Source organism: Flavobacterium sp. LM4 (genome assembly GCF_002017935.1).
Taxonomy (GTDB): domain Bacteria; phylum Bacteroidota; class Bacteroidia; order Flavobacteriales; family Flavobacteriaceae; genus Flavobacterium; species Flavobacterium chungangense.
The window spans coordinates 802,564-825,935 of record NZ_MUFW01000002.1; the positions used below are offsets into that span (position 1 = coordinate 802,564).

18 protein-coding genes are annotated in these 23,372 nt (G+C 34.3%); 8 read left to right on the forward strand and 10 right to left on the reverse strand.

All coding sequences use genetic code 11. The annotated features are described in order from the left end of the window. Nucleotides 1-94 precede the first annotated feature (94 nt). The 3 genes from BXU10_RS17265 to pyrR form a co-directional block, all read right to left on the reverse strand. Nucleotides 95-1,021 (reverse strand): aspartate carbamoyltransferase catalytic subunit, encoded by a 927-nt coding sequence (locus BXU10_RS17265; RefSeq protein WP_029273654.1) that lies wholly within the window; start codon nt 1,019-1,021, stop codon nt 95-97. 83 nt (nt 1,022-1,104) lie between these two features. Further along, a complete protein-coding gene (locus BXU10_RS17270; RefSeq protein ID WP_078228799.1) occupies nt 1,105-1,746 on the reverse strand; it encodes a hypothetical protein in 642 nt (213 codons plus the stop codon). Nucleotides 1,747-1,776: 30 nt separating this feature from the next. Further along, nucleotides 1,777-2,316 carry a bifunctional pyr operon transcriptional regulator/uracil phosphoribosyltransferase PyrR gene (pyrR, locus tag BXU10_RS17275; protein ID WP_078228800.1) on the reverse strand — a complete coding sequence of 180 codons (540 nt, stop codon included), beginning with the start codon at nt 2,314-2,316 and terminating at the stop codon, nt 1,777-1,779. A 345-nt stretch (nt 2,317-2,661) separates the two neighbouring features. Here pyrR and BXU10_RS17280 point away from each other — a divergent pair, with 345 nt between their 5' ends. From BXU10_RS17280 to BXU10_RS25050, 3 genes are all read left to right on the forward strand, one after another. Next, nucleotides 2,662-3,843 carry a YCF48-related protein gene (locus BXU10_RS17280; protein ID WP_078228802.1) on the forward strand — a complete coding sequence of 394 codons (1,182 nt, stop codon included), beginning with the start codon at nt 2,662-2,664 and terminating at the stop codon, nt 3,841-3,843. 457 nt (nt 3,844-4,300) lie between these two features. Beyond that, nucleotides 4,301-4,699 (forward strand): hypothetical protein, encoded by a 399-nt coding sequence (locus tag BXU10_RS17285; RefSeq protein WP_078228804.1) that lies wholly within the window; start codon nt 4,301-4,303, stop codon nt 4,697-4,699. Between the two features lie 319 nt (nt 4,700-5,018). Then, complete coding sequence (locus tag BXU10_RS25050; protein WP_180909204.1) at nt 5,019-5,189, forward strand: hypothetical protein; 171 nt, start codon at nt 5,019-5,021, stop codon at nt 5,187-5,189. Between the two features lie 67 nt (nt 5,190-5,256). Here the strand turns inward: BXU10_RS25050 and BXU10_RS17290 are convergent, their stop codons facing one another. Next, nucleotides 5,257-6,876 (reverse strand): ABC-F family ATP-binding cassette domain-containing protein, encoded by a 1,620-nt coding sequence (locus BXU10_RS17290; RefSeq protein WP_078228806.1) that lies wholly within the window; start codon nt 6,874-6,876, stop codon nt 5,257-5,259. 303 nt (nt 6,877-7,179) lie between these two features. Next, nucleotides 7,180-7,953, reverse strand: a complete 774-nt coding sequence (locus BXU10_RS17295; protein WP_078228870.1) for a TlpA disulfide reductase family protein — start codon at nt 7,951-7,953, stop codon at nt 7,180-7,182. Nucleotides 7,954-8,070: 117 nt separating this feature from the next. On the opposite strand from BXU10_RS17295, the gene BXU10_RS17300 reads away from it, so the two are divergent. Beyond that, on the forward strand, nt 8,071-9,000 hold the full coding sequence (locus BXU10_RS17300; RefSeq protein ID WP_078228807.1) for a hypothetical protein: 930 nt from the start codon (nt 8,071-8,073) through the stop codon (nt 8,998-9,000). Between the two features lie 48 nt (nt 9,001-9,048). Next, nucleotides 9,049-9,171, forward strand: coding sequence for a hypothetical protein (locus BXU10_RS25635; RefSeq protein WP_255406159.1), 123 nt, complete (start codon nt 9,049-9,051; stop codon nt 9,169-9,171). A 281-nt stretch (nt 9,172-9,452) separates the two neighbouring features. Here the strand turns inward: BXU10_RS25635 and BXU10_RS17305 are convergent, their stop codons facing one another. The 5 genes from BXU10_RS17305 to BXU10_RS17325 all read right to left on the reverse strand — a co-directional run bounded on the left by BXU10_RS17305 (nt 9,453) and on the right by BXU10_RS17325 (nt 19,705). Then, nucleotides 9,453-11,516: a beta-N-acetylhexosaminidase gene (locus tag BXU10_RS17305; RefSeq protein ID WP_078228809.1), complete on the reverse strand. Its 2,064-nt coding sequence runs from the start codon at nt 11,514-11,516 to the stop codon at nt 9,453-9,455. A 151-nt stretch (nt 11,517-11,667) separates the two neighbouring features. Beyond that, a complete protein-coding gene (gene nagB, locus BXU10_RS17310; protein ID WP_078228810.1) occupies nt 11,668-13,605 on the reverse strand; it encodes a glucosamine-6-phosphate deaminase in 1,938 nt (645 codons plus the stop codon). A gap of 252 nt (nt 13,606-13,857) precedes the next feature. After that, nucleotides 13,858-14,883 carry a glycosyl hydrolase family 18 protein gene (locus BXU10_RS17315; protein WP_078228811.1) on the reverse strand — a complete coding sequence of 342 codons (1,026 nt, stop codon included), beginning with the start codon at nt 14,881-14,883 and terminating at the stop codon, nt 13,858-13,860. Nucleotides 14,884-14,968: 85 nt separating this feature from the next. Next, nucleotides 14,969-16,501, reverse strand: coding sequence for a SusD/RagB family nutrient-binding outer membrane lipoprotein (locus BXU10_RS17320; protein WP_078228812.1), 1,533 nt, complete (start codon nt 16,499-16,501; stop codon nt 14,969-14,971). A gap of 12 nt (nt 16,502-16,513) precedes the next feature. Beyond that, nucleotides 16,514-19,705 (reverse strand): SusC/RagA family TonB-linked outer membrane protein, encoded by a 3,192-nt coding sequence (locus BXU10_RS17325; protein ID WP_078228813.1) that lies wholly within the window; start codon nt 19,703-19,705, stop codon nt 16,514-16,516. 262 nt (nt 19,706-19,967) lie between these two features. On the opposite strand from BXU10_RS17325, the gene BXU10_RS17330 reads away from it, so the two are divergent. The 3 genes from BXU10_RS17330 to BXU10_RS17340 all read left to right on the forward strand — a co-directional run bounded on the left by BXU10_RS17330 (nt 19,968) and on the right by BXU10_RS17340 (nt 23,350). After that, nucleotides 19,968-21,017 (forward strand): sensor histidine kinase, encoded by a 1,050-nt coding sequence (locus BXU10_RS17330; RefSeq protein WP_078228814.1) that lies wholly within the window; start codon nt 19,968-19,970, stop codon nt 21,015-21,017. Further along, nucleotides 21,007-21,708, forward strand: coding sequence for a LytTR family DNA-binding domain-containing protein (locus tag BXU10_RS17335; protein WP_078228815.1), 702 nt, complete (start codon nt 21,007-21,009; stop codon nt 21,706-21,708). Before BXU10_RS17330 ends, BXU10_RS17335 begins: the two co-directional genes overlap by 11 nt. Before the next feature lie 172 nt (nt 21,709-21,880). Further along, nucleotides 21,881-23,350, forward strand: a complete 1,470-nt coding sequence (locus BXU10_RS17340) for an MFS transporter (RefSeq protein WP_031457488.1) — start codon at nt 21,881-21,883, stop codon at nt 23,348-23,350. Nucleotides 23,351-23,372: the final 22 nt, after the last annotated feature.

Genomic DNA, 23,372 nt, shown 5'->3' on the forward strand with positions numbered 1-23,372 from the left:
ATATTTGTTTAGAAAAAGTATTGCTATTTCTCCCTCCGGTCGAAATGACAAACGTTACGCAACTTGAAACATGAAACCTGAAACAAAACTAAATCTATTGAATCTTAGAAGCCAAAAGATAAATAACCGCCATTCTAATCGCTACACCATTCTCTACCTGATTCAAAATCACCGAATGATCAGAGTCCGCAACTTCAGAAGTGATTTCTACCCCTCTGTTGATGGGTCCCGGGTGCATGATTACGATTTCTTTTCCTAGTGAGTCCAAAAGCGGTTTATCCACTCCGTATTGCTGTGCGTATTCACGTGTTGACGGGAAAAAGTTTACATCCATACGTTCGTTTTGTACACGAAGCATATTGGCAACATCGCACCATTCTAAAGCTTTACGTAAATTGGGTTCAACCGTAACACCAAGCGATTCAATATATCTCGGAATCAGTGTTTTTGGCCCGCAGACTTTAACTTCTGCGCCCTGCATCTGTAAAGCATATATGTTGGATAAGGCAACTCTCGAATGCAGAATATCACCCACAATCACCACTTTTTTTCCGGCAACATCACCCAGTTTTTCTCTGATGGAATAACTGTCTAACAAAGCCTGTGTCGGGTGTTCGTGTGCACCGTCACCTGCATTTACAATACTGGCTTTGACGTTTTTAGATAAAAAATAAGCCGCTCCGGGATTGGAGTGGCGCATGACAACCATATCTACTTTCATCGAAAGGATATTATTTACAGTATCAATCAGGGTCTCTCCTTTTTTAACCGATGACTGAGCTGCAGAAAAACTGATCACATCAGCAGATAAACGTTTCTGCGCCAATTCAAAGGAAAGTTTGGTTCTGGTACTGTTTTCGAAAAAAATATTGGCAATGGTAATATCTCGTAATGAAGGAACTTTTTTAATTGGCCTGTTAATGACTTCTTTAAAATGATCTGCCGTTTCAAAAATCAGGTTTATATCATTTTCGTTGATATATTTAATTCCTAATAAATGATTTACGCTTAATTCTTTCATTTTTGTTTCTTTATATTTATTTTGTCAAATTTCTGAATTTCTGAAATATTCAGTCCTTCAATACTTTTAAAAGAGCTACTGCCTCATTGGAGCATTCTGTCTACAACTTCACTATAATCCTGCAAATCTCTGGCATCTTCGTCAAAAATCTTTTGCCATCTGAAACCCGGAATTTCAATTTTAGATCTTGCAGAACCGTTCCATATTATTTTAAAATCGTTATCTATTAAAACTTCTGCAATTCTTTTCCCAACCTCTATTGTAATAGCATCATCTGAATTATCTACTTTTTGAAAAGCGATATACAAACCGGGATCTTCAATATCAATGGCTCTCGCTAAATCCTGTTCGTGATAAAAGCAATACCCATCAGATTCTACTTCGTTTTCCTGAAGTTCTCTTTCTACCTCAACTACTTCATATTCGCCGTCGCTTGTGGTATATCCTGCATTATGCAGTGCGATGATGTTTTCGTCTGCTAATTCATCAAACGCTTTTATCAGCTTTTCAGTATCTGTCGGAGTTTTCCATTGTTTACTTTCTAAAAGTAATTTTTGGTATTCCTGATCTATTTTTTCGAAAGCCCAATCTTCTGAAATTTCGTCTTCGAATTCGTTGTCTTCAATTTCTTCTATGATGTTTTCTTTGATTTCATCAATAGAAAGAAATCCCATTCTTACCTGATTAAAAATTGATTCATAAATAAACGCTTCGTTCTCTGTCATGATTGTTTCTTCAATTTTTAATGATTCATTTTAATTAGTAACCAAATGCACTACATCTTCACCGTCATTTTCTTTCCAGCTCACTTTTACTTTTTCACCATTAATGGCATCTACCTGACGACCGCGGTAATCGGGCTGAATAGGTAAATTACGGCTGAAACGTCTGTCGATTAACACCAGCAGTTCGATTTCTGAAGGTCTTCCGAAAGACTGAATTGCGGTTAAGGCAGAACGAATGCTGCGTCCGGTAAACAATACATCATCAATAAAAATGACTTTTTTGTTTTCGACTATAAAATTAATCTGGGTTTTATTAGCTTCAAGAGGTTTATCGGTTCTGCGGAAATCATCTCTAAAGAAAGTGATATCCAGATAACCCAATGAAATTTCAGGTGTTTTGTATTCGCTCTCTAAAATTTGTTTTAAACGCTCCGCAAGAAAGATACCTCTCGGTTGAATTCCGATTAAAATAGTGTCTGAAAAATCAAGATGTTTTTCGATTAACTGACAAGCCAAACGATGGAGTATGATAGTAACTTCTTTTGAATTAAGTAATACTTTTTGGCTCATAATTAATTGTAATGATTGGTCGGGCAAATATACGGAATCAGAATTTATTTGTTAGGGTGTTGGGTAGGTAAATATTTTTTTGTTGAATTGACAGTGATTTTAGAGTTTTAAAAGAAGGATTTTCACGATAGCAATTGAGTTATATTAAAAAAAATAAATCTTGATTTTTTTAAGAAAAATTTTATTTAAAATTATACTTTAGCCAAATATTAACATGGAATTTTTCATACAAAAAAACTAATTAAAACATTGCTTTATCATGGATTTGAAATTACTCTATTGCACAAAAATTATTTCCTACTAAACCTCAAACAAACCTCTAAAACATAATAAGACACAATAAAAATGAAAACAAAATTACTTTTAGTATTATTCTTAATCGTTTTACAAAACAGCCATGCACAATGGCGTAAAATTACATCGCCATACGCAGGAAATTTATGGACAATAAAATTCTTTGACAAGGATAATGGATTTATTGGTGCAAATACTGCTATTTTAAAAACTACTGACGGTGGTAATACCTGGACATCAAAATCTATAACTAACTTTTCAATAAATAGTTTTTCCTTTCCAAGCGCAACTGTTGGATATTATGGTTGCAATAACAATATTGTTGCAAAAACAACTGACATGGGTGCCAATTGGACAAATCAGAATCCAAATGCAAGTCCGTATGCCATATTATCCGTAAGCTTTCCTTCTGTAAATACTGGATATGCAGTAGGTGGTGCAGGAACAATTAGAAAAACTGTAGATGGTGGAGCAACATGGACTAGTCAAACTTCAGGTTTGACAACAGGGTTACAAGAAGTTTATTTTTTTGATGCAAATAATGGTATATGCATAGGTGATAGTGGAAAAATTAAAAAGACTTCCAATGGTGGGGCAACCTGGAATACAATAGCGAGTGGAACTTCTGAAAAGTTATATGACATCTATTTTGTAGATACAAATACTGGGTTCATTGCAGGAGGAACGGGAACAATTCTTAAAACAACAAATGGCGGACAAACCTGGACCGCCTTAACTTCAGGAACTACCAACTGGCTATACACTATCTGTTTTAAAGATGCGTTAACAGGATATGCAGGTGGTGCTAATGCAACACTATTAAAAACAATCAACGGAGGAGTAACATGGACAGCAGAAGCTTCCGGAATAAGCACTGTTAAATCTCTAAATGACATTATATATATCAATAATAGATTTATTGCTGTAGCAGATCAAGGAGAAATAATTACAGATGCACCTACTTTAAGCATTGATGAAAGCAGTAAAGAGGATTCTTCATTAATAATGTATCCCAATCCTACATCTGATTCTTTTTCAATAGATTATCAAAATAATAAAAATTTGATTTTAAAAATAAATATCATTAATATAAATGGTATTATAGTAAAATCAAAAAAATTAGATAATAATCAACAAACTATAGATATTAAAGATTTAAATAATGGTGTATATATTGTGGAAATTAAAACAGATAAATTTTCAACCAGAAAAAAATTAATAATTAAAAAATAAAATTAGTTATATAAGAAAATAGTCAATTTGATCTGTAAAAAATAATCTTACTTATTAAGTAAAAAACAAATCCTATTTCATCTGCAAATAGGATTTTGTTTTAAGTAAACATTTTATTAGAATATATTTTAAAATATAACCCCAATCACTCGGATATAAGCAACGATAGCGGAAATTCTTTCCGTGTCCGCAAAGCATATCAACTTAATAAACATTAAAATTCCGTAGGAATGAACTATATTGTAGCAACGGATTTCAATCCGTTGTAAAAGAGAACGACCATACATAAAGTTCCATCGGAACGGTTCATATTCATAAACGTATAATATATATCGAACCTATGGTTGTTTTTATCTCACACCAAATTTCAGACCGGATTAAAATCCGGACCTACAATATTCAATCGAGCCGATGGCTATTTTTTAACAATGATCTATATTAAAATACTAATAACTAAATGAAAGAAAGTATCCTGAAATTTGTAACAAAACCTCAAAACATATTTCTGTTAGATGGCTTTGGTGCTTTACTCACTACTCTATTGATTTTTTTCGTTCTTCGAACTTTCAATGATTTCTTTGGTTTGTCAAAAAACACTTTAGAATATCTTGCTTCATTATCCTTGGTATTTTCAATCTATTCTATTTCCTGTTATTTCTTAGTAAGCGATAATTTGAAATCTTTTTTGAAAATAATCTGCACTGCAAACATACTTTACTGTGTTTTGACTTTTGGGATTATAATTTTCAATTATCAAAATATTTCAATATTTGGGATGATTTACTTTTTAGGAGAAATAATAGCAATTGGTGGAATTGTTTACCTGGAAATAAAGGCAATAAAGCGACAATGGTAATTTTAAAAAATTCCGTAGGAATGAAACATTTTGTAGCAGCGGATTTCAATCCGTTGTAAAATTGAACGACCAATTATAAAGTTCTATCGGAACGGTTCAAATGTAGAATATTTGTCGAACCTACGGCTCTTTATCCTATTCTCATATTCATAGACCGGATTAAAATCCGGCACTACAATATTTAGCCGAGACTATAGCTATACTTTCACTCTTCAAATTTTTAAATCAAATCTAAATCCTAAAACATTTCCAAAAAATTCTATAACACATTTTCCTGATTCGTAAAGTAATTTTAAATTGAATTTAAAAACTCAAAATCATGCAAAATAAAATTACAAGATTGTTAATGGTATTGTTTATACTATTTTCATTTACAAGCTGCGAATTAGTTGGAGACATTTTTAAAGCCGGAATGGGTGTTGGAATCTTTATCGTGATTTTTGTAATCGCGATCATTATCTGGATCTTTGCCAAAGTCTTCAAAAGGTAAAACATAAAAAATCCCAAATTCCTTTATAAATTGGAATTTGGGATTTTAAATATTGTAATTTATATAACTAAAGATTGTACATCTTTTTTCTTTGCTCCTGAATCTTTTCATCATCAAGATATTCGTCAAATGTCATGTAGCGGTCGATAACTCCGTTTGGTGTCAATTCTACAATTCGGTTACCTACAGTTTGTGCAAACTCGTGGTCATGCGTAGTGAAGATTACAGAACCTTTAAAGTTTTTCAATGAGTTGTTGAATGCGGTAATCGACTCCAAATCTAAGTGATTTGTCGGTTCATCAAGCATTAAAACGTTAGCACGCTCCATCATCATTCTGGAAAGCATGCAACGTACTTTTTCTCCTCCGGATAAAACTCTTGATGTTTTTAAAGCTTCTTCTCCTGAGAAAATCATTTTCCCTAAGAAACCTCTAATAAATACCTCATCGCGCTCTTCTTCTGTTTTAGCATACTGACGTAGCCAGTCTACTAAACTTAAATCATTTTCGAAGAAATCGTGATTTTCAGCCGGTAAATAGGCCTGGTTGGTTGTAATTCCCCAGTCAAAAGTTCCTGAATCAGCTTTTTGCTCTCCGTTTAAGATTTCATAAAAAGCAGTTGTAGCACGTGAATCTTTAGAAAACAGCACAATTTTATCACCTTTAGCCATATTCAAATCAACATCTTTGAATAAAACTTCTCCATCTACTGACGCTGATAAGTTTTCTACGTTTAGAATCTGATCTCCTGCTTCACGATCCTGATCGAAGATAATCGCAGGGTAACGACGGCTTGAAGGTTTGATTTCAGAAATATTCAGTTTCGAAATCATTTTTTTACGGGAAGTTGCTTGTTTAGATTTCGCCACGTTTGCACTAAAACGACGAATAAATTCTTCCAATTCCTGTTTCTTCTCTTCTGCTTTTTTGTTTTGCTGAGCACGCTGTTTTGCCGCTAATTGGCTGGACTCGTACCAGAACGTATAGTTTCCTGAGTAGTGATTGATTTTTCCGAAATCAATATCAGAAATATGTGTACAAACCGCATCTAAAAAGTGACGGTCGTGAGATACAACGATTACAGTGTTTTCGTAGTTTGCTAAGAAGTTTTCTAACCAGGCGATGGTCTCGAAATCCAAATCGTTGGTAGGCTCATCCATAATCAGTACATCAGGATTTCCGAAAAGGGCCTGCGCCAAAAGCACACGAACTTTCATTTTTCCTTCCATGTCTGCCATTAAAGTATAATGATCTGCTTCAGAAATTCCTAAGTTAGACAACATCGCTGCAGCATCAGAATCAGCGTTCCATCCGTTCATTTCTTCGAACTGAACCTGAAGCTCCCCTATTCTGTCAGCATTTTTGTCGTTGTAGTCTAAATAAAGTTCATCCATTTCTTTTTTAACAGCGTACAAAACTTTATTTCCCATCAAAACGGTTTCTAAAACCGTATGCTCATCAAACAAATTGTGATTTTGGGTTAAAACCGACATACGTTTTCCCGGTTCTAAGTGAATATGTCCCGAAGTTGGATCCATATCACCTGAAATGATTTTTAGAAATGTAGATTTTCCAGCACCATTGGCTCCAATAACACCGTAAATGTTTCCGTGAGTGAAAGTTGTATTTACTTCGTCAAACAAAATTCGTTTGCCAAATTGTACTGATAAATTATTGACTGTTAACATGAATGTCTTTTTTATTAATTTGGTGCAAAAGTACGAAAAAAGGTTCTAAGTTGCAAAGGGGGCTCAGTTGCTAAGTTTTTTATATTGTAAAGAGTATTCTCTCGCAAAGACACAGAGAAACAAAGGCTTAAACAAAGTAGCCTCATTTTTGTCATTTCGACGAAGGAGAAATCTCTATAAGTAGCTCCACAATCTACGTCGCCAATCTTTGTAGAGTTTCTTGCGGAGATTTCTCCTCCGTCGAAATGACAAGATTGGGTAATAATCTTCTTAGTGAGTCAAAACTTCGCGAGATTATTTCAACTATAATTTACTTTCTTTCTCCAACGCAACTTCCAAACTTTCATAGTTAGAAACTACTTTTTTGATTAATCCTTCTTTATCCAAAATGATATGTGTTGGAAAAGCATTTAACTCAAGTTTTTCATTCATATAAGTTTTCATGTTTGGAATAACGGAATATGAAAGTGGCTTTCTTGCTAAAAAAGTTTTTAACTGTTCCGGTGTATCTTCGGCAAGACTTATAAAAACGATATCTTTTCTATCTTTGTATTTTGAAACTAATGCGTTGACTTCCGGAAATTCTTTGATACAGGCTGCACAATGAATGTACCAGCATTTGATTACGATGATTTTACCTTTCATGGATGCATTAGAAACTGTATTTCCTTCTAAATCTTTAAAGGAGAATTCCGGAAAAGGTTTCCCTTCCATTTCATAATTTTTTAAGGCATCAAAAGCTTCCTGATTAATCGTTGCCTTTATGCTGGTATCTGATTTTGGAAGAATTTTACACAGCTTGTAATAATAAACTGAATCAGCTGATTTTAATCGGATTGGAATAAAGTTTTCGTTTGTCAGGGCATTCAAAAATGCTTTTTTGGGGATTTCTTTTGAGGATTCATCCAGTGCAATATAATCCCGTGAAAGCATAATATTTCTGCTTTGATATGTCCACCAGTTCGTAAAATTTCCCTGAATCTTTAACGGATCAACTTCGGGATTTCCATAATTAGTCTGACCTGTACATGAAGTAAAAATTAAAAATAAAAACGTAAGCGTAAATAACTTTTTCATTAAATAAGATAATATTTTGGCTTCAAAATTACTCAAATATCTAAAGACTTTATTAGTATTTTTGATAAGAATAACACCTGCTAAAATTTCGTTTTCACTTTCAAAAATCATTTAATAATGAGAAATCTATTTACTTTAATTGTACTTCAATGCTGCTTTATTGGATTTTCCCAAACAGAAAGACTTTATTATTTTGTTGAAAAAGATAGTTTGTTGGGAGTTAAAAATCAAAATGGAAAAATCATTGTTCCGGCAAAACTTTCATTAAGCGCAGGCCCTTATGAGAATGGCCGCGAAATAAAAAGCAAGATTTTTATGGTCGATTTCATGAGATATTATGATCGAAATGGAAAATTTTTATTTGGACCATATCTCACTGGCGAAGGACCTGACAGTTTTGAAGAAGGATTTATTCGTTACGAAGAAAATAAAAAAGTAGGCTTATTTAATGACTGGGGAGAAAAAATTATTCCGGCAAAATACGATTGGCTGTCATCTATAAACTTTGGCTTTGCTCAATTTTGTAATGGCTGCTATTTTGATTATTCAAAAGATGAAGAGCATGCTCCTTTAGTTGGTGGAACCTGGGGGTTTGTTGGCAAAAACGGAATTGAAATACAACCAACTAGCAAACGAAATCATCCCAAAGATTTTGAAACAGAAAAGCATGAGTTCATTCCGTATCAATTTGAATACAACGATAAGGAAAAAGAAATTCTAGTTTTTTTTGAAAAACGAAAACAAGAAATCATCCAAATAAATGGCTACAACTGTGATGGTAAAACAATCTATTTCGAGATTATAGAAAAACCAACAGAATTTGATCCCTTTTACAAAATAAAAACATTCGAATTGTGCGACAATTATCTTAGAGGTTCCCATTATTACGATGATTTCAAAAACTTCAAAGTATCAAAAGACGGCAAAAAATTCTATGTTACTTTCATAGATTTAGTTAATCACAAAGATTATTCAGAATATGTTGAATATAAAATTCTTGTCGATAAATGGATAAATAGAAAATTAAACATAAAAATTGACAATTGAATTTCTTTTATAATGTCTGGCAAATTCAAGAATTTTTAAAGTACACCTATGAAACCTAGCGCCATAGCCCTGATCGAAGCGTTATCCTTTTGTGGTGGGGTTAGCCACAAAAGATTAAGCGGAGAGCAGGAAACAGCTCCTGAAAAATATTCATTTAATTTTAGAGCATAAAAAAAAACTGACAACGAATTGCCAGGTTTACAATGTTCTTTTTCAGGTAAAAACCAAATAACAAATTACCCAAAACTGACACATTATTTGAAATAAAACTTAGATTAAAAAATAAATAACCAAACTCAAATTTAACCGTCCCAACATTTTATTTCTATTTCTTTTTAAAACATTCAATACACCCCATTTGGTTAAAATAATCTCTGCCAGATTAGGCTTTCCGGCAGAGATAAAACCAATTAAATAATCATTAAACTTAAACTACATTACTAACTCAAACTTTATATCAACTTTTTAAAGCTTGTATAAACTGCAAGCTCAACATCGGCGTGATCTTTTGTATTGCATTGCTCTATCAGGCTTTTTAAATCGGCTGGTTTTAAACCTGATTTATTATCTAACAGAAGCAGTAATTGCTGTGATGCATCGCTTAATTTTTTCGACAATGGCAAAATTGGATGTACCAAAGGCGCATTGGCACTCAAATCGATTAACTCTTTATTGTTGGTAATCCATTTGTTTAAAAATGTTGTGACTTTTACTTTATTCTCCGGGGTTTTATTTGCCAAATATTGTTTTACAGCATCATCAAAAGCTAAAGCATCTTTTGCATCAGGTGTGCAGGCATCTGCAAAAAGTGTGAACGGAGAATACGTTTGATATTCGGTTCCGTCCTTATTTCTTGTATATCCTTTTAATGGTTCGCAGACATTTGAGAATTCATTAAGGGAATTTACATTTTGGTTGTTTGCAATATTTCTTAAAATCATGTCTTTGTTACGAATGTGTGTCAGACCAAGTTCTTCTAATCGGAACGAAACGGTTTCAAGACGTCTGCGCATATCGGCAACATCAGTAATATTTTCGGCTGACCAGAGTCTTTCTGCAATTGCAGCCGTTCTTGGCCAAATTCTGGAATCAATTGTTTCCGGTGTTGCTAATTCTGTCCACATTGGAGCTTCTCCACCTAAAATTCTTGCTTTTTCTTCTACTGTTAACTCAACTCCTTTCGGCATTGGATCAGTTAGATAATGACTTTCAATTGGATACATCAAATCGATATAATATCCGTTTGACAATACTGTTTTATATCCTTTTTTTACTGCTTCCGCTAAAGACTGGCCTGGCAAAACACCTTCATTTGGACCTCTCCAGGAATGAACGATTGCTTCTTTTGAAAGATTTTTGGTTAAAATTTCTTCCCAGCCCATCAGCTGTTTACCGTGTTTCTTTAGCATCGGAGCCAACTGCATGGTGAAATATGTTTGTAATTCGTGATTTGTTGCTAATTTATTTTTCTTTTTAAATTCCTGAATTTTAGGATTGGCATCCCAGTCTTTCCCTTCATTTTCATCTCCTCCAATGTGAAAATAATCTCCGGGAAACAATGGGCAGACCTCATCAAATATTTCGCTTAACAATTGATATGTTTTTGGATTTGTGGGATCTAATGTTGGCGTAAAAATACCTGCGTTTCTTTCGACTGTATAGGTTGTAATTGCTGTTCCCTGAATATTTTTTTCTGCTCCGCCTTTTAATGCGATCACTTTGCTTCCTATTTCAGGATAAGCCGTCAATATTGCAGTTCCGTGACCTGGAACATCAATTTCTGGAACGATCAATATACCGCGCTCGTCAGCATATTTTACGATATTTTTAATTTCTTCCTGTGTGTAATACATTCCATCCGAAGCCAATTCAATTAGTTTTGGATGTTTTTTCATTTCGATTCTCCAGCCCTGATCATCAACCAGATGCCAGTGAAAAACATTCATTTTCATAGCAGCCAATCCGTCAAGATTTCTTTTGATTACGTCTACCGGCTGAAAATGTCTTGAAGCATCAATCATCAAACCTCTCCATGTAAACCTTGGAAAATCTGAAATTTGTGAATTCGGAAAATAAAATGATTTATTATTATTCTGCAGCAGCTGCAGTAACGTTTCAAGCCCATGCAAAGCACCCAAATCAGTGGTTGCTTCTATTGTGATTTTGTTTTGTTTGATATCTAAATGATAACTTTCGTCTCCATACAAACCAATTTTATCGCTTTTGGTACAGTTAATCTGAAGTTCTGCTGTTGGAACTTCATTTAGTTTTGTAACAAAATCCTGTCCGAAAAAAAGACCTGTTCTGCCATCTAAGCGGCGTAAAAAACGAGTTACCCCTCCAAAAATTCTCGGATTTGGATTGCCGGTAATATTTACTTTAAAATTTTTACTCAAAGTAAAACTTCCGTCATTTAAAACAACATTTTGCGGCCAGGGCATAAGATTTAGCTGCTCTTTTTTAATCTGAGCACTAGAAGTTAAACCTGCTAATAGTAGGACTAGTATATATTTCATTTTATGACGCTTGAAAAATGGTTATCCTGAGACAACATTAATAAATAGATAAAAAATCCAGAATGATCTCTCTATTGATCCTCACTATCAGTATGAAATCAATCTGAATTTGGTAATTTGATTCGCTATAAATCAAATCCTAAAAATAATCTTAGTAATCAAAGCGTTTGAAAGCTTCAATAGCTTCATATTCTGCCAGACCTAATTCGTCGTACAGCACTGCTGTATTTTTGTTTCGGTCTTCTGCCCTAACCCAAAACTCTCTTGAATCATTCCCCTGAAACATAACCCTGTCTTTTTGAGACTGGTGATATAAAATCGCATGACGCTTCAGTAATACTTCAGACGGAGAAAGCGGAACAGCCATATCAATTTCGTGAATGTCCCATTCGTGCCATGCACCTCTGTACAGCCATAACCAGCAATCATCCATGTAGGATTCTGATTTTAATTGTTTTAAGGCTGCAAATATGGCGTTTAGGCAAACCTCGTGTGTTCCGTGCGGATCCGCCAAATCTCCTGCAGCAAATACCTGATGCGGTTTTATTTTGGCAATAATATCCTTCACAATAGCAATATCTTCAGGACCCAGCGGATTTTTCTTTACCTGCCCGGTTTCATAAAAAGGAAGATCTAAAAAGTGTGTGTTTTCGTCTTTCAGACCAATATATCTTGTGGCTGCATACGATTCTCTTCTTCTGATTAACCCTTTTAATTTTCGGACTTCCAAAGAATCTACCTGATCTTCTGATTTGTTATTCAGAAATTCAATTACCGATTTGAAATTAATTTTAGGATCGGCATCTCCAACAAAATCGTTACATACTTCAGCAAATTTTAGCGCTTCATCATCTGTAACTGCAATATTTCCGGATGTTTGATATACTACGTGCACATCATGTCCCTGTTTAATTAATTTTGAAAAAGTTCCTCCCATAGAAATCACATCATCATCAGGATGCGGACTAAAAAGAATCACTCGTTTTTTTGCAGGATTGGCTCTTTCCGGACGATGTGAATCATCCGTATTAGGTTTTCCGCCCGGCCATCCTGTAATAGTATGCTGCAATACGTTGAACATGTTAATATTCAAATCATAAGCAGAACCTTCCTGTGCGAGAAGATCAGACATTCCGTTGTTGTTGTAATCACGGTCTGTTAATTTTAAAATCGACTGTTTTGTTTTTTGGCACAACCAAACAATCGCTTTGCTTTTTAATTCCTGTGTCCAGATACATTCTCCAACTAACCAGGGTGTTTTGAAACGTGTTAATTCAGAGGCTGCAGACTGGTCTAAAACGAAAGTAGCATTAGGATGATTTTGTAAAAATGTGGCAGGAACTTCAGAACTGATATCACCCTGAATGGTTCTCTTGATGATATCTGCTTTATTTTGTCCCCAGGCCATCAATACAATTCGCTTAGATCTCATAATGGTCGAAACTCCCATCGTAATCGCACGTTTAGGAACGTTGTCAATACCATTAAAATCAGACGAAGCATCTACTCTTGTAATATGATCCAGTGTAATGATTCTGGTTCCGGAGTTAATATGCGACCCCGGTTCGTTGAAGCCTACGTGACCTGTACGTCCGATACCTAATAGCTGAAAATCAAGACCTCCGGCTCTTTTAATATTCATTTCATAATCGATGCAATATTGATTCAACTCATCAATTGCAACGGTACCGTCGGGAATATTAATATTTTCAGGATCGATATCAATATGACTAAAAAGATGCTGATGCATGAAATAGTGATAGCTCTGATTGTTCTCTTTTGTCATTGGATAATATTCATCCAGATTGAAAGTGATTACATTGCTAAAACTTAGTCCTTCTTCCCTATGCATTCTCACTAGTTCCTCATATACTTTTATAGGAGAAGAACCTGTTGCCAAACCTAATACACATGTTTTATTTTTTTCTTGTTTAGATCTGATTAATTGTGCGATTTCCTGCGCTACAATTACTGAAGCTTCTGCTGAACTTTTGAAGATTTCATTGTGAATCTTTTCGAATCTTGTTTCTTCAAATTTTCCTGCACTTTTATAACTGATATCAGGTTTTATTTCTAAAGCACTTTTCATTTTTTTTCTTTTTTTGATAATATTACTTATAAAAGTAAGATTTTACGTAACCTAATAAATAACTTATACTTACTGCGCTTACCAATCTAACTTTTATTCTTTCTGCAAATTTATTTTTAAAGCATTCTTCAAAAAAATTATTTATACAAACTGCTCAATGTTTTAAACGAACAGCACTATTTGGTCAATAATACGTTTTGTACAATAAAAAAACTTCACTACATCAAAGATTTGTCTATTTTACAGGCTTTTTTAGTTACCACATAAATCAGTCGTGATAAAACCCAGTTTTGTATATTTTTTATGAATTACATCCAATAAAGAATACTCATCAAAGGAGTCCTGAGCAATTTCCCAAATCATGATACCACCTGTGGTTTCTGATGCAAGTTGAACTTTTTGCTCAATTGTTGGTATTCCGTTATAATAAATTTTACCCAATTCATCCTGCTCCGCAAACTGTTTTCCGGCTGCAACCATTTGTCCGTAAGTTGCAATGGTAACTGTTGCATCTGTGAAATTATATCCGTAAAAAGGAACCCCGAGTGTAAGCTTCTCTTTTGAAACATTTTGCAGTTTATTCCAAAAATCGATTCCCAGTTTTGCATCGCTAAAAGAACTGTGCTGTCCAGGTTTTTCAGGTGCCCATGGACCTGTCATATCATAAGCCATAATATTGATGAAGTCAAAAGCATTTAATGCCTCATTACTTATATTCGTAAAACGTGTGTTATTTGGCAATGCTGCTGTAATAAGCTTGTTTTTGCTTTTTATGGTATTTTTCAATTCAATCACAAAACCGCTGTAACCTGTCGTGACTGCATCCCATTCCAGATCTACATCTACACCATCCAGTTTATGTACTTCAACAAAATCTATTATTTTTTTGATAAAACCGGGTCTGTTTTCCGGTTTATCAATAAGCAATGACCAGTTGGCTGCCTGCTCTGCAGAGATAACTCCGCCGGCTATAGAAATACTTATTTTGATATTCGGATTCACAGTTCTCACATATTTAATAACGGCATCAATGTCGCCATCAAAAATTAAATTTCCTTTATTATCCGGATTTGCGAATGACAGATTCAGATGTGTGAGTTTACAAAATTGTATGGAACTTATTTTACTGTAATTATCCGAAGACAAATAGCCGACAACCCTGGTTGTTTTATTTTTTGAATGATCATTCTCTGTATCGTTCTCTTTTGAACAGCTGTAAGATGAAAAAAGTGAACTAATAAAAAAAAGAATACCGAATAAGGCTTTATTTTTTATCATTATTTTTAATTTAAAATGTTTTTTAATTTATCAGAATAAAAATAACACCTCATTCGGTATAACTTTATATTTTGGGATTATTTTTTTAGTTTACATCCCACCAAACCTTATTCAGCCAGTCATTCGTTCCTCCCATTCTGGACAATGCCTCTAAATAATTTACTTCATTTTTCTGCATCTCATCATTTGGATAATACAAACGTTTTGGAGTAACTCCACCAGTTTCAGAATCAGGATTTGTTATTGGCAATAAATGCGGGAATCCTGTTCTTCTCCAGTTTGAATAGGCTTCAATACTATTAAAGATATAGGTAATCCAAAGCTGCGTTGCAATTTGCTCTTTTTCTGTTCCTGCAACCAAAGGTTTAGCATTTAAATAAGCATCAATATCTGTCTGATTTGCTGCAGGTACACCATAAATCAGCAATTGTTTGATACCGGCTTCAACTCCTTTTTTGTAATATTCAGTAGCAGAAGTACCAGTTACCCAGCCTCTATACGCAGCTTCTGCCAATAATAATTGTGTTTCTGAATAACTTACGTGCAAATAAGGTGTTGTTTTTTGCTTGTAATAAGACTGGATTCCCGAAGCAGCGGTTGAACCTCCCGGAGCATCCCATCTGAAAGTCCCCGGACGTACTCCTTCGTATAATTTTTCTCCCGGCTGAACAGGCTGACCAGCTTTTCCGGCCATAGAAGATGTTGTTTTTGGAGTTGCGAGCATAGTTAATCTTGGATCTCCGTTATCTCTCAAATAATCTATCACTAATGAGCTAAAATGATCTCCGTTTTCATTCCCTACAAAAGCGTATGCCAAACCGTTTCCTCTAAAATCTATAGCCGCAGGATTATCACTAAAAGTTGCATCCAGATGACGCATGATACAGTTGTCCAGATTGCTTTCGAAAACACCATTTTGTAATGCTGCTTTCACTTGTTTTTCTGCTTCTTGCGGTTTTACTTCAGAAATCCTCATGGCTAAACGTAGTCTTAACGTATTAGCCAGTTTTTTCCATTTTGCAATATCACCATTGTAAAACAAATCTCCTTTAACCGTTCCACCTTCTGCATTTAACTGGTTATATGCTTCTTCCAATTGGTTAAAAAAGGCAGTATAAACTTCTTCCTGTGTATCATATTTTGGTGTTACAATTCCTTGTGAAAATCCTAATCCTGCCTGAGAATAAGGAATATCTCCGTAAAGGTCTGTTAAACGCTGTGCTACCATTACTTTCATGATTTTTGCGACTGCATTCATGTTAACCATTGCCGGATTATTACTGGTTTTTTCCAGAATATCAACAACGTTTTTCAATTCATTTGCATAACCATTTCTCCAGATTGCTGTTGCGTAATCATCATTTTTCTTGAATTTACTTCCAAATTCTGTTACATTCCACGCACCTGCATAATGCTGTACAAATCCTCCTGAATAAATCAGGTTTGCTCTCCACTGATAGTATCCGTCTCCGGACATACACAATTGGGTAAATGTTAGCTGTCCTGCCGGATTTGCTGATAGTGCAACCGGATCTTTTTCCAGTTCCTCAAAGTTTTCGGTACAGCCAACTGCAGTAAACAATATGACTATGGCTAGTATTATATTTTTAAATTTCATAATTTCTTTTTTTTAGAATGCTACTTTAATATTAAAACCATACGATTGTCTGAATGGCAGTGAGCCATATTCAAATCCCTGTCCATTTCCGGAGGTATACATCGATTCCGGGTCAACGTTTGGCAAATCTTTATTAAAAGTCAATAAATTTCTTGCGAATGCAGACACATAAATTGAGCTAATTTTTGCTCCGCTAAAAACACTCTTTGGTATAGTATAACCTAAACTTACTTCTCTTAATTTCACATAAGAAGCATCATAAATAAAAGGCGCTGGTGTATTGTTGAAAACGGTATTCCAATAATCCTGAGGATTTACAGGTTTCGTATTTTCTACATACACAGGATTAGCAGCGGTTCCGGTATTTACAACACCTTGTGCTACATAACCCGCAGTAGGAATCCATGTGGCCTGACTAAAATTAGGATCGTTTGCTACTGCCTCTGCTCTTGCTGCATTGTAAGCATCTCTGCCCTCAGTAGTCACATCTAAAAGCCCCTTTTGTGCTGCTAATGAATTTGTCATAGAATATACATCCATTCCAAACTTCATATCAATTAAAAACTGAAGTGTTATTCCTTTATAAAAAAATCTATTAGTTAAACCGGCAGCCCAGTCAGGAAGTCCTTTTCCTAAATTTACTTTAGAATCTGTGAACAAAGGCATTCCGTTTGCATCTACAATTTTTTCTCCCGAAGGCGTTCTTAAAAAATCTTTTCCGATGATGGTTCCATATTGACCTCCAACCTGAGCTACAATAGCCGCTCCGGCCCAGCGAGCTTCAGAAATAGCATACGTATTAATATTTGGATGCAAAGAGATAATTGAGTTTTTGTTTTTTGAGAAGTTCAAATCAATCCCCCATTCGAAATTAGCTGTTTTAATTGGAGTTCCTGATAAGAAAACCTCAATACCTTCATTTCGTAATTGTCCTGCGTTTACCGAAAGAAATTCGTATCCTGATGTTGCAGATGACGCTAAATCAAGCGTTTGGTCAGCTGTATCTTCACGGTAAAGTGTTATATCTGCTTTTAATCTGTTTTTAAAGAAGGCTGTTTCAACCCCAAACTCAACACCTGTCTTAGATTGATAAGTCAAATTAGCATTTGGCGCTGCCGAATTTTTAATATTAACAACACTCTGTCCGTCATAAGATGAAAATGTTGTATAGTTTAATGCATTTTTATAAGCTCCCGGTGCATTTGAAACCTGCGCCCATGAAGCTCTGAATTTTCCATAACTAAATGTATCATTCTGAATACCAAAAGCATCAGAAAATATGAACCCTAATGAAGCTGCAGGATAAAAAGCATTATCATTGATTACACTAAACCAGTCGTTTCTTCCTGTAAACTCAGCATACAAGTAGCCTTTGTAGTCAAATTTTGCAGAACCGTAAACTGAGTTGGTTCTGGTTTTCGTTACAACAGGAGCATTTTCTGTCTGGTTTACAAAATTGCTGATATATTCTGTACCCGGCTCAATAATTTTAGTACCAAATCTTGAATTTTGTTCCCTTTTAAAATCTCTTCTTCCTGTACCTAAAATTCCTGAGAAAGTAAAATCTGTAGCTAATTTTATATCACTAAATGTGGCAATAACATCCGTATTCATCTCTGAAACATTGATATTATCCAATCCTAAATATCCTTCATCTCTTCCTGGCCATGTGCTTCCTGCCTCCATAAAATCTTTAGAACTGAAAGCGTAGCTGTCTAAACCAGTTCTAAAAGTTAATGCTACCCAGTTTTTTAATTGATAAGTTCCGGTAACATTTCCTATAAAACGATTTTTTACAGATGAATTGTGATTTTCCTGTGTAGTAAAATAGGGATTCAACTGATACACATTATTATTCCAGGGGTAAATTTGACCTGTTTCCTCGTTTTTATAATTTTTCAGCCATGCCTGATCAATATTTGGTGCTAATCCGCTTAATGAATAACCAACATTATTTGGAGAATCTCCTAATCCAGGCCTATTTTGTGTGTTTTCAACCATATAATTTACATTTGCTGCCAAAGTAAATTTATCAGATTTTATAGTTCCGTTTAAACTTGCATCATTTCTTTCTAAGCCAGATTCGGGAATCACGTCATCATTTGTCAGGTTATTATAACCAAAACGAACAAAAGCATTGTCACTTCCTGCTGATAATGAGATTCCGTTTGTAAGTGTAACCCCGGTTTTAAAAAAATCCTGAATATTATTATCTACTCTGGCATAAGGCTTCATCGAACCGTCAAATATTTTTATCTCCTGTCCAACACTCTGAGAAAACTTAGGTCCCCATGCATTTGTAGTATAACCATATAATTCAGAAGGTGCTTTTGTAGGATCGGGTAAAATACCATTTGATCCGGAACCATATTCTGTCTGATAATCATCATACTTAGCATCTACCCTGTCAAAACTTACACCACTTGTAAGTTCTACCTGCAATTTTCCTTTGCTGCCTTTTTTGGTTGTAATCAAAATAACACCATTTAAAGCTCGGGATCCATATAATGCAGCAGCAGCAGCTCCTTTAAGCACAGTTAAGCTTTCAATATTATTTGGATTAATACTCGAAATCCCATCTCCGTTATCTCTTCCGTCAAACCATTTACTTGTAGCGGCACTGTCGTTTGATAATCCTGTATTGTCGATAGGTACACCATCTACAATATAAAGCGGCTGATTATTTTCGCCAATACTTGAAATACCTCTAATAATAACTCTTGTTGATCCCCCAACGCCAGTGGCCGGGATAGAAACATCAACTCCGGCAATCTTACCTGAAAGTGCTGTCGTAACATTTGTAGTAATCACTTTGTTTAATTGATCTCCTTTAAGGTCCTGAACTGCATAGCCCAGTTCTTTCTTTTGTCTTTTAATACCTAATGCAGTAACTACTACTTCATTTAAAGCATTTGAGGTAGCCAGTTTCATTTTTACATTAATTGTACCAGCATCTCCTACAACAATCTTTTGTGTTTCCAGACCTACATAGCTAAAAACCAATGTTTGTCCACTTTGCACTTCAATAGAGTACAAGCCGTCAAAATCGGTAGTAGCTCCCTTTTGACCACCTTGTACAGCAACAGATGCCCCTGGTAATGGCATTCCATCAGAATCTGTAATCAAACCCTTGATATTTTTTACCTGAGCAAGAGAAACCTGCACTGTAAAAACAATCATAAAGATTAATAATTTTTTTTTCATGTTTATTTATTTTGTTAGTTATGGGGTAAATTTATTCTTAAGGTATTGTTAAAAAAAATAATTTATACAAACTACACCAAACTTTAAACCAACGACATAAAACATTCAATAATACGTTTTACGAAAACGTTATATTTACAACAAAACACATCTAAAATCGATCATAATAATTTTTTATTCAAAAAAATTGCGTTTTACCAACTAATTGTTTAAAGTTGCACAACTAAAACAAACTGCTTCTAAACCCTAACTATCACTAAAGTTGAGCGAAATTCAAAAATTAAACTTCGACATTAAACTTCGAAATCATATCTGGTTCTGGGGAAGTTACTTTACTTTGAATTTTTTAAGATGGGGTGCTTATTTCAATGATTACGAATATTCATTTAAATCGAATCTGATTGAATTTTCCCTTCACATTCCTTTAGTTTATTTTAACCTTTTTATTTTAGTGCGCCGGTATGTCCTGAAACAGCAGTACATCAAATATACTATTGCATTATTGATGAGTCTTTTTGCTGTCTATTTACTAAAAACTGCTCTGACCTATTATATCATTTCTGAAAATATCTGGCCCGAGGCAAATCGTGAATATCATCCTTTCGAAATAAACCATATCGTTGCAGTCTGCATTGGGGAGTTGTATGTTCTTGCAATGGCATCCTCTGTTTATCTTACTTTGACCTGGCTGCGAGAAAGGGAAAGAAACAGGTCGTTGAGAGAAAATCAGTTTAAAATCAAACTTAAATATCTCGAGAATCAGATTCAGCCACATTTTTTCTTCAATACATTAAATAATTTATATGCTTTATCATTAGAATCTTCAGACAAGGTTCCGGATGTGATTATTAAATTATCAAACCTGATGGAATATGTTTTGTATGATGTAAAAGGAACCAAATTCGTTCCTTTGATAAAAGAAATCGACTATATCCAGAATTATATCGAAATAGAGAAACTTCGTTTTGAAAATGTTGAAGTAACCATTAATCTGGAGTCTGACATTGAAGATATCAAAGTTCCGCCTTTAATTTATATTTCATTGGTCGAAAATGCCTTTAAACACGGTGGACTGCAAAACAAGAACCTTAAAATTAAAATAAACTGCAAAGTCGTTGGCAATAAGCTGCACTTTGAAATCCTTAATAATTTTGTAATTTCACAAAAAAATGACCCTAAAAGCGGTATTGGATTAGTCAATACCAAGAAAAGACTGAAATTAATTTACAGAAATAATTTTAGCCTTCAATACAAAACAAAACTCAATTACTATATAATAAGTTTGCAAATACCTATTGATAATGAAGATTAAATGCTTGTTAATCGATGATGAACCTTTAGCTATTAAAGTTTTACAAAATTACTTTACAAATTTTCCAGACTTTGAGGTTATTGGTGCATTCAATAATTCTTTAGAAGCACTCGATTTTATAAACAGTACTCCTGTCGATGCCGTTTTTCTTGACATCAACATGCCTATGATGACTGGTTTTGAATTAATCAGCCTGATCGAAAATAAAACAAAAGTTATTATTACAACCGCTTTTAGAGAATTTGCTGCAGAAAGTTATGATCTGGATGTGTTAGATTATCTGGTAAAACCTATTCCATTGCCACGATTCATTAAATGTATTAACAAAATCACTACCGAATATAATTTAAAAAATAATATTAGAACAGAAACATTGAAAGTCGATTCGCACATTTTTATCAAAGTAGATAAAAAAATGATGAAGATTAATATTGAAGAAATTTTATTTGTTGAAGGAATGAAAGAATATATTAAAATTGTTACTCCTGATAAAACTTATATCACTCATAAATCGCTTACTTCCTTATCCGAAGAACTTCCGGGAGATAAATTCTTACGCATCCATAAATCATATGTAATTGCCCTGAACAAAGTTAAGTCTATTGAGGGAAACAGAATTCAGATAATGACTTATACGATCCCTATTGGCAGAAATTACAGTAAAGACGTGAAGAACAAAATTTTAGAATAATTTACTTAATCGATATCGTAAGTCTTAAAATAATAACACATTGTTGAATAAATTGTGTTGCTTGTATAATTTCTACCTTTTTTATGATTTTTTATTTTTTTTTGATAATTGTAACAAATATATTTACGTCTTTCAAAACCACTAAAAACATAAAAAAAACTTTATTACAATTATGAATTCAGAAAATGTACAAACCAAGTGGGGACAATTTATCTCATTGATAATCGTCTTCTTCTTCTGGGGTTTTGTTGGTTCAGCCAACGACATTCTAATCCCGGTATTCAAAAAAGTATTTACTTTATCACAAGTTCAGTCACAACTGGTAGCATGGGCGTTTTATGCCGCTTATTTCGTGGGATCAATTATTTTCTTTTTGGTATCTCTTAAATTAGATGTTTTACAAAAATTCGGATACAAAAAAACACTTTCAGCCGGTTTAATTCTTTCCGCTGTTGGTTCATTTTTATTTGTCCCTGCAGCCACAATGCAAAGCTTCCCTTTCTTCTTAACCGCTTTATTTACTGTTGGTCTGGGATTTTCGATTCAACAAATTGTAGCCAATCCATTAGCTATTAAAATGGGAAGTCCTGCAACCGGAGCTCACCGTTTAACTTTAGCAGGAGGTATCAATTCTTTCGGAACAACAATAGGTGCAATTTTATTGGGTATCGCTTTATTTGGAATGGGAGATGACAAAAAAACAGCTCTTTCATTAGAAGATATTAAACTGCCTTTTATCATTCTGGGACTTGCTTTTATTATTGTTGCCGTTTTTATGAATTTTTCTAAAATTGAAGATCCTGTAAAAGAGGAAGAAGCAGTAATTAAACACGCACATGAAAAATTTAATATTTTAGACTATCCACAGTTGTATTTAGGAATGTTAGGTATTTTTATTTATGTTGGTACGGAGGTAACCATCATTAGTAACCTGCCTGCTTTATTACATACCGCAGAATTTGGTAATGTTTTAGAAGATGCAATTGCACCCTTTATTGCTCTTTATTGGGGAAGTTTAATGATTGGCCGCTGGAATGGCGGAGTAAACGTATTCAACACTTCAACTTTAGTCAATACAGCCTTAAAATTTATTGTACCGGCTTTAGCTTTTGGAGTAATTATCGGAGCTAATATTTTTGCAGCCCATGATGTTTCTTCTTTTTATATTTACCCAATCTGGATTTTATTATTTATAGCGGTATGTTTTGTTGGAGGTAAAAATGCCGGAAAAACTTTAATGCTTTTTGGAATATCGGGCGTATTGATGATGTTCGCAGGATTAGTTTGGCCAGATCCGCAAATTGCTAAATTTTTCTTTATTTCCGGAGGTCTTTTCTTATCTATCATGTGGCCGTCAATTTTCGATTTAGCGATTGCAGGTTTAGGTAAAAACACCGGAAAAGCATCTTCATTCCTGATTATGATGATTCTCGGAGGAGGAGTTATCCCTTTAATTCAGGGAAGTATCTGTGACTTTGACATTACAAATCCAAAAGGAATACTCGGAATCACATGGACACACTTCTCATACATCGTTCCGCTTATTGGTTTCGCATATTTAGGATTCTATGGTTACTACTGTCCTAAAATATTAAAAAGACAAGGAATTAATCATGTTGAAGGCGGTGGCGGAGGTCACTAAACCCGAAAACATATTCATAAAA

Coding starts and splice junctions, on each gene's coding strand:
- BXU10_RS17265 (WP_029273654.1), bottom strand. CDS start 1,021: ATGAAAGAATTAAGCGTAAATCATTTATTAGGAATTAAATATATCAAC.
- BXU10_RS17270 (WP_078228799.1), bottom strand. CDS start 1,746: ATGACAGAGAACGAAGCGTTTATTTATGAATCAATTTTTAATCAGGTA.
- pyrR (WP_078228800.1), bottom strand. CDS start 2,316: ATGAGCCAAAAAGTATTACTTAATTCAAAAGAAGTTACTATCATACTC.
- BXU10_RS17280 (WP_078228802.1), top strand. CDS start 2,662: ATGAAAACAAAATTACTTTTAGTATTATTCTTAATCGTTTTACAAAAC.
- BXU10_RS17285 (WP_078228804.1), top strand. CDS start 4,301: ATGAAAGAAAGTATCCTGAAATTTGTAACAAAACCTCAAAACATATTT.
- BXU10_RS25050 (WP_180909204.1), top strand. CDS start 5,019: ATGCAAAATAAAATTACAAGATTGTTAATGGTATTGTTTATACTATTT.
- BXU10_RS17290 (WP_078228806.1), bottom strand. CDS start 6,876: ATGTTAACAGTCAATAATTTATCAGTACAATTTGGCAAACGAATTTTG.
- BXU10_RS17295 (WP_078228870.1), bottom strand. CDS start 7,953: ATGAAAAAGTTATTTACGCTTACGTTTTTATTTTTAATTTTTACTTCA.
- BXU10_RS17300 (WP_078228807.1), top strand. CDS start 8,071: ATGAGAAATCTATTTACTTTAATTGTACTTCAATGCTGCTTTATTGGA.
- BXU10_RS25635 (WP_255406159.1), top strand. CDS start 9,049: ATGAAACCTAGCGCCATAGCCCTGATCGAAGCGTTATCCTTTTGTGGT.
- BXU10_RS17305 (WP_078228809.1), bottom strand. CDS start 11,516: ATGAAATATATACTAGTCCTACTATTAGCAGGTTTAACTTCTAGTGCT.
- nagB (WP_078228810.1), bottom strand. CDS start 13,605: ATGAAAAGTGCTTTAGAAATAAAACCTGATATCAGTTATAAAAGTGCA.
- BXU10_RS17315 (WP_078228811.1), bottom strand. CDS start 14,883: ATGATAAAAAATAAAGCCTTATTCGGTATTCTTTTTTTTATTAGTTCA.
- BXU10_RS17320 (WP_078228812.1), bottom strand. CDS start 16,501: ATGAAATTTAAAAATATAATACTAGCCATAGTCATATTGTTTACTGCA.
- BXU10_RS17325 (WP_078228813.1), bottom strand. CDS start 19,705: ATGAAAAAAAAATTATTAATCTTTATGATTGTTTTTACAGTGCAGGTT.
- BXU10_RS17335 (WP_078228815.1), top strand. CDS start 21,007: ATGAAGATTAAATGCTTGTTAATCGATGATGAACCTTTAGCTATTAAA.
- BXU10_RS17340 (WP_031457488.1), top strand. CDS start 21,881: ATGAATTCAGAAAATGTACAAACCAAGTGGGGACAATTTATCTCATTG.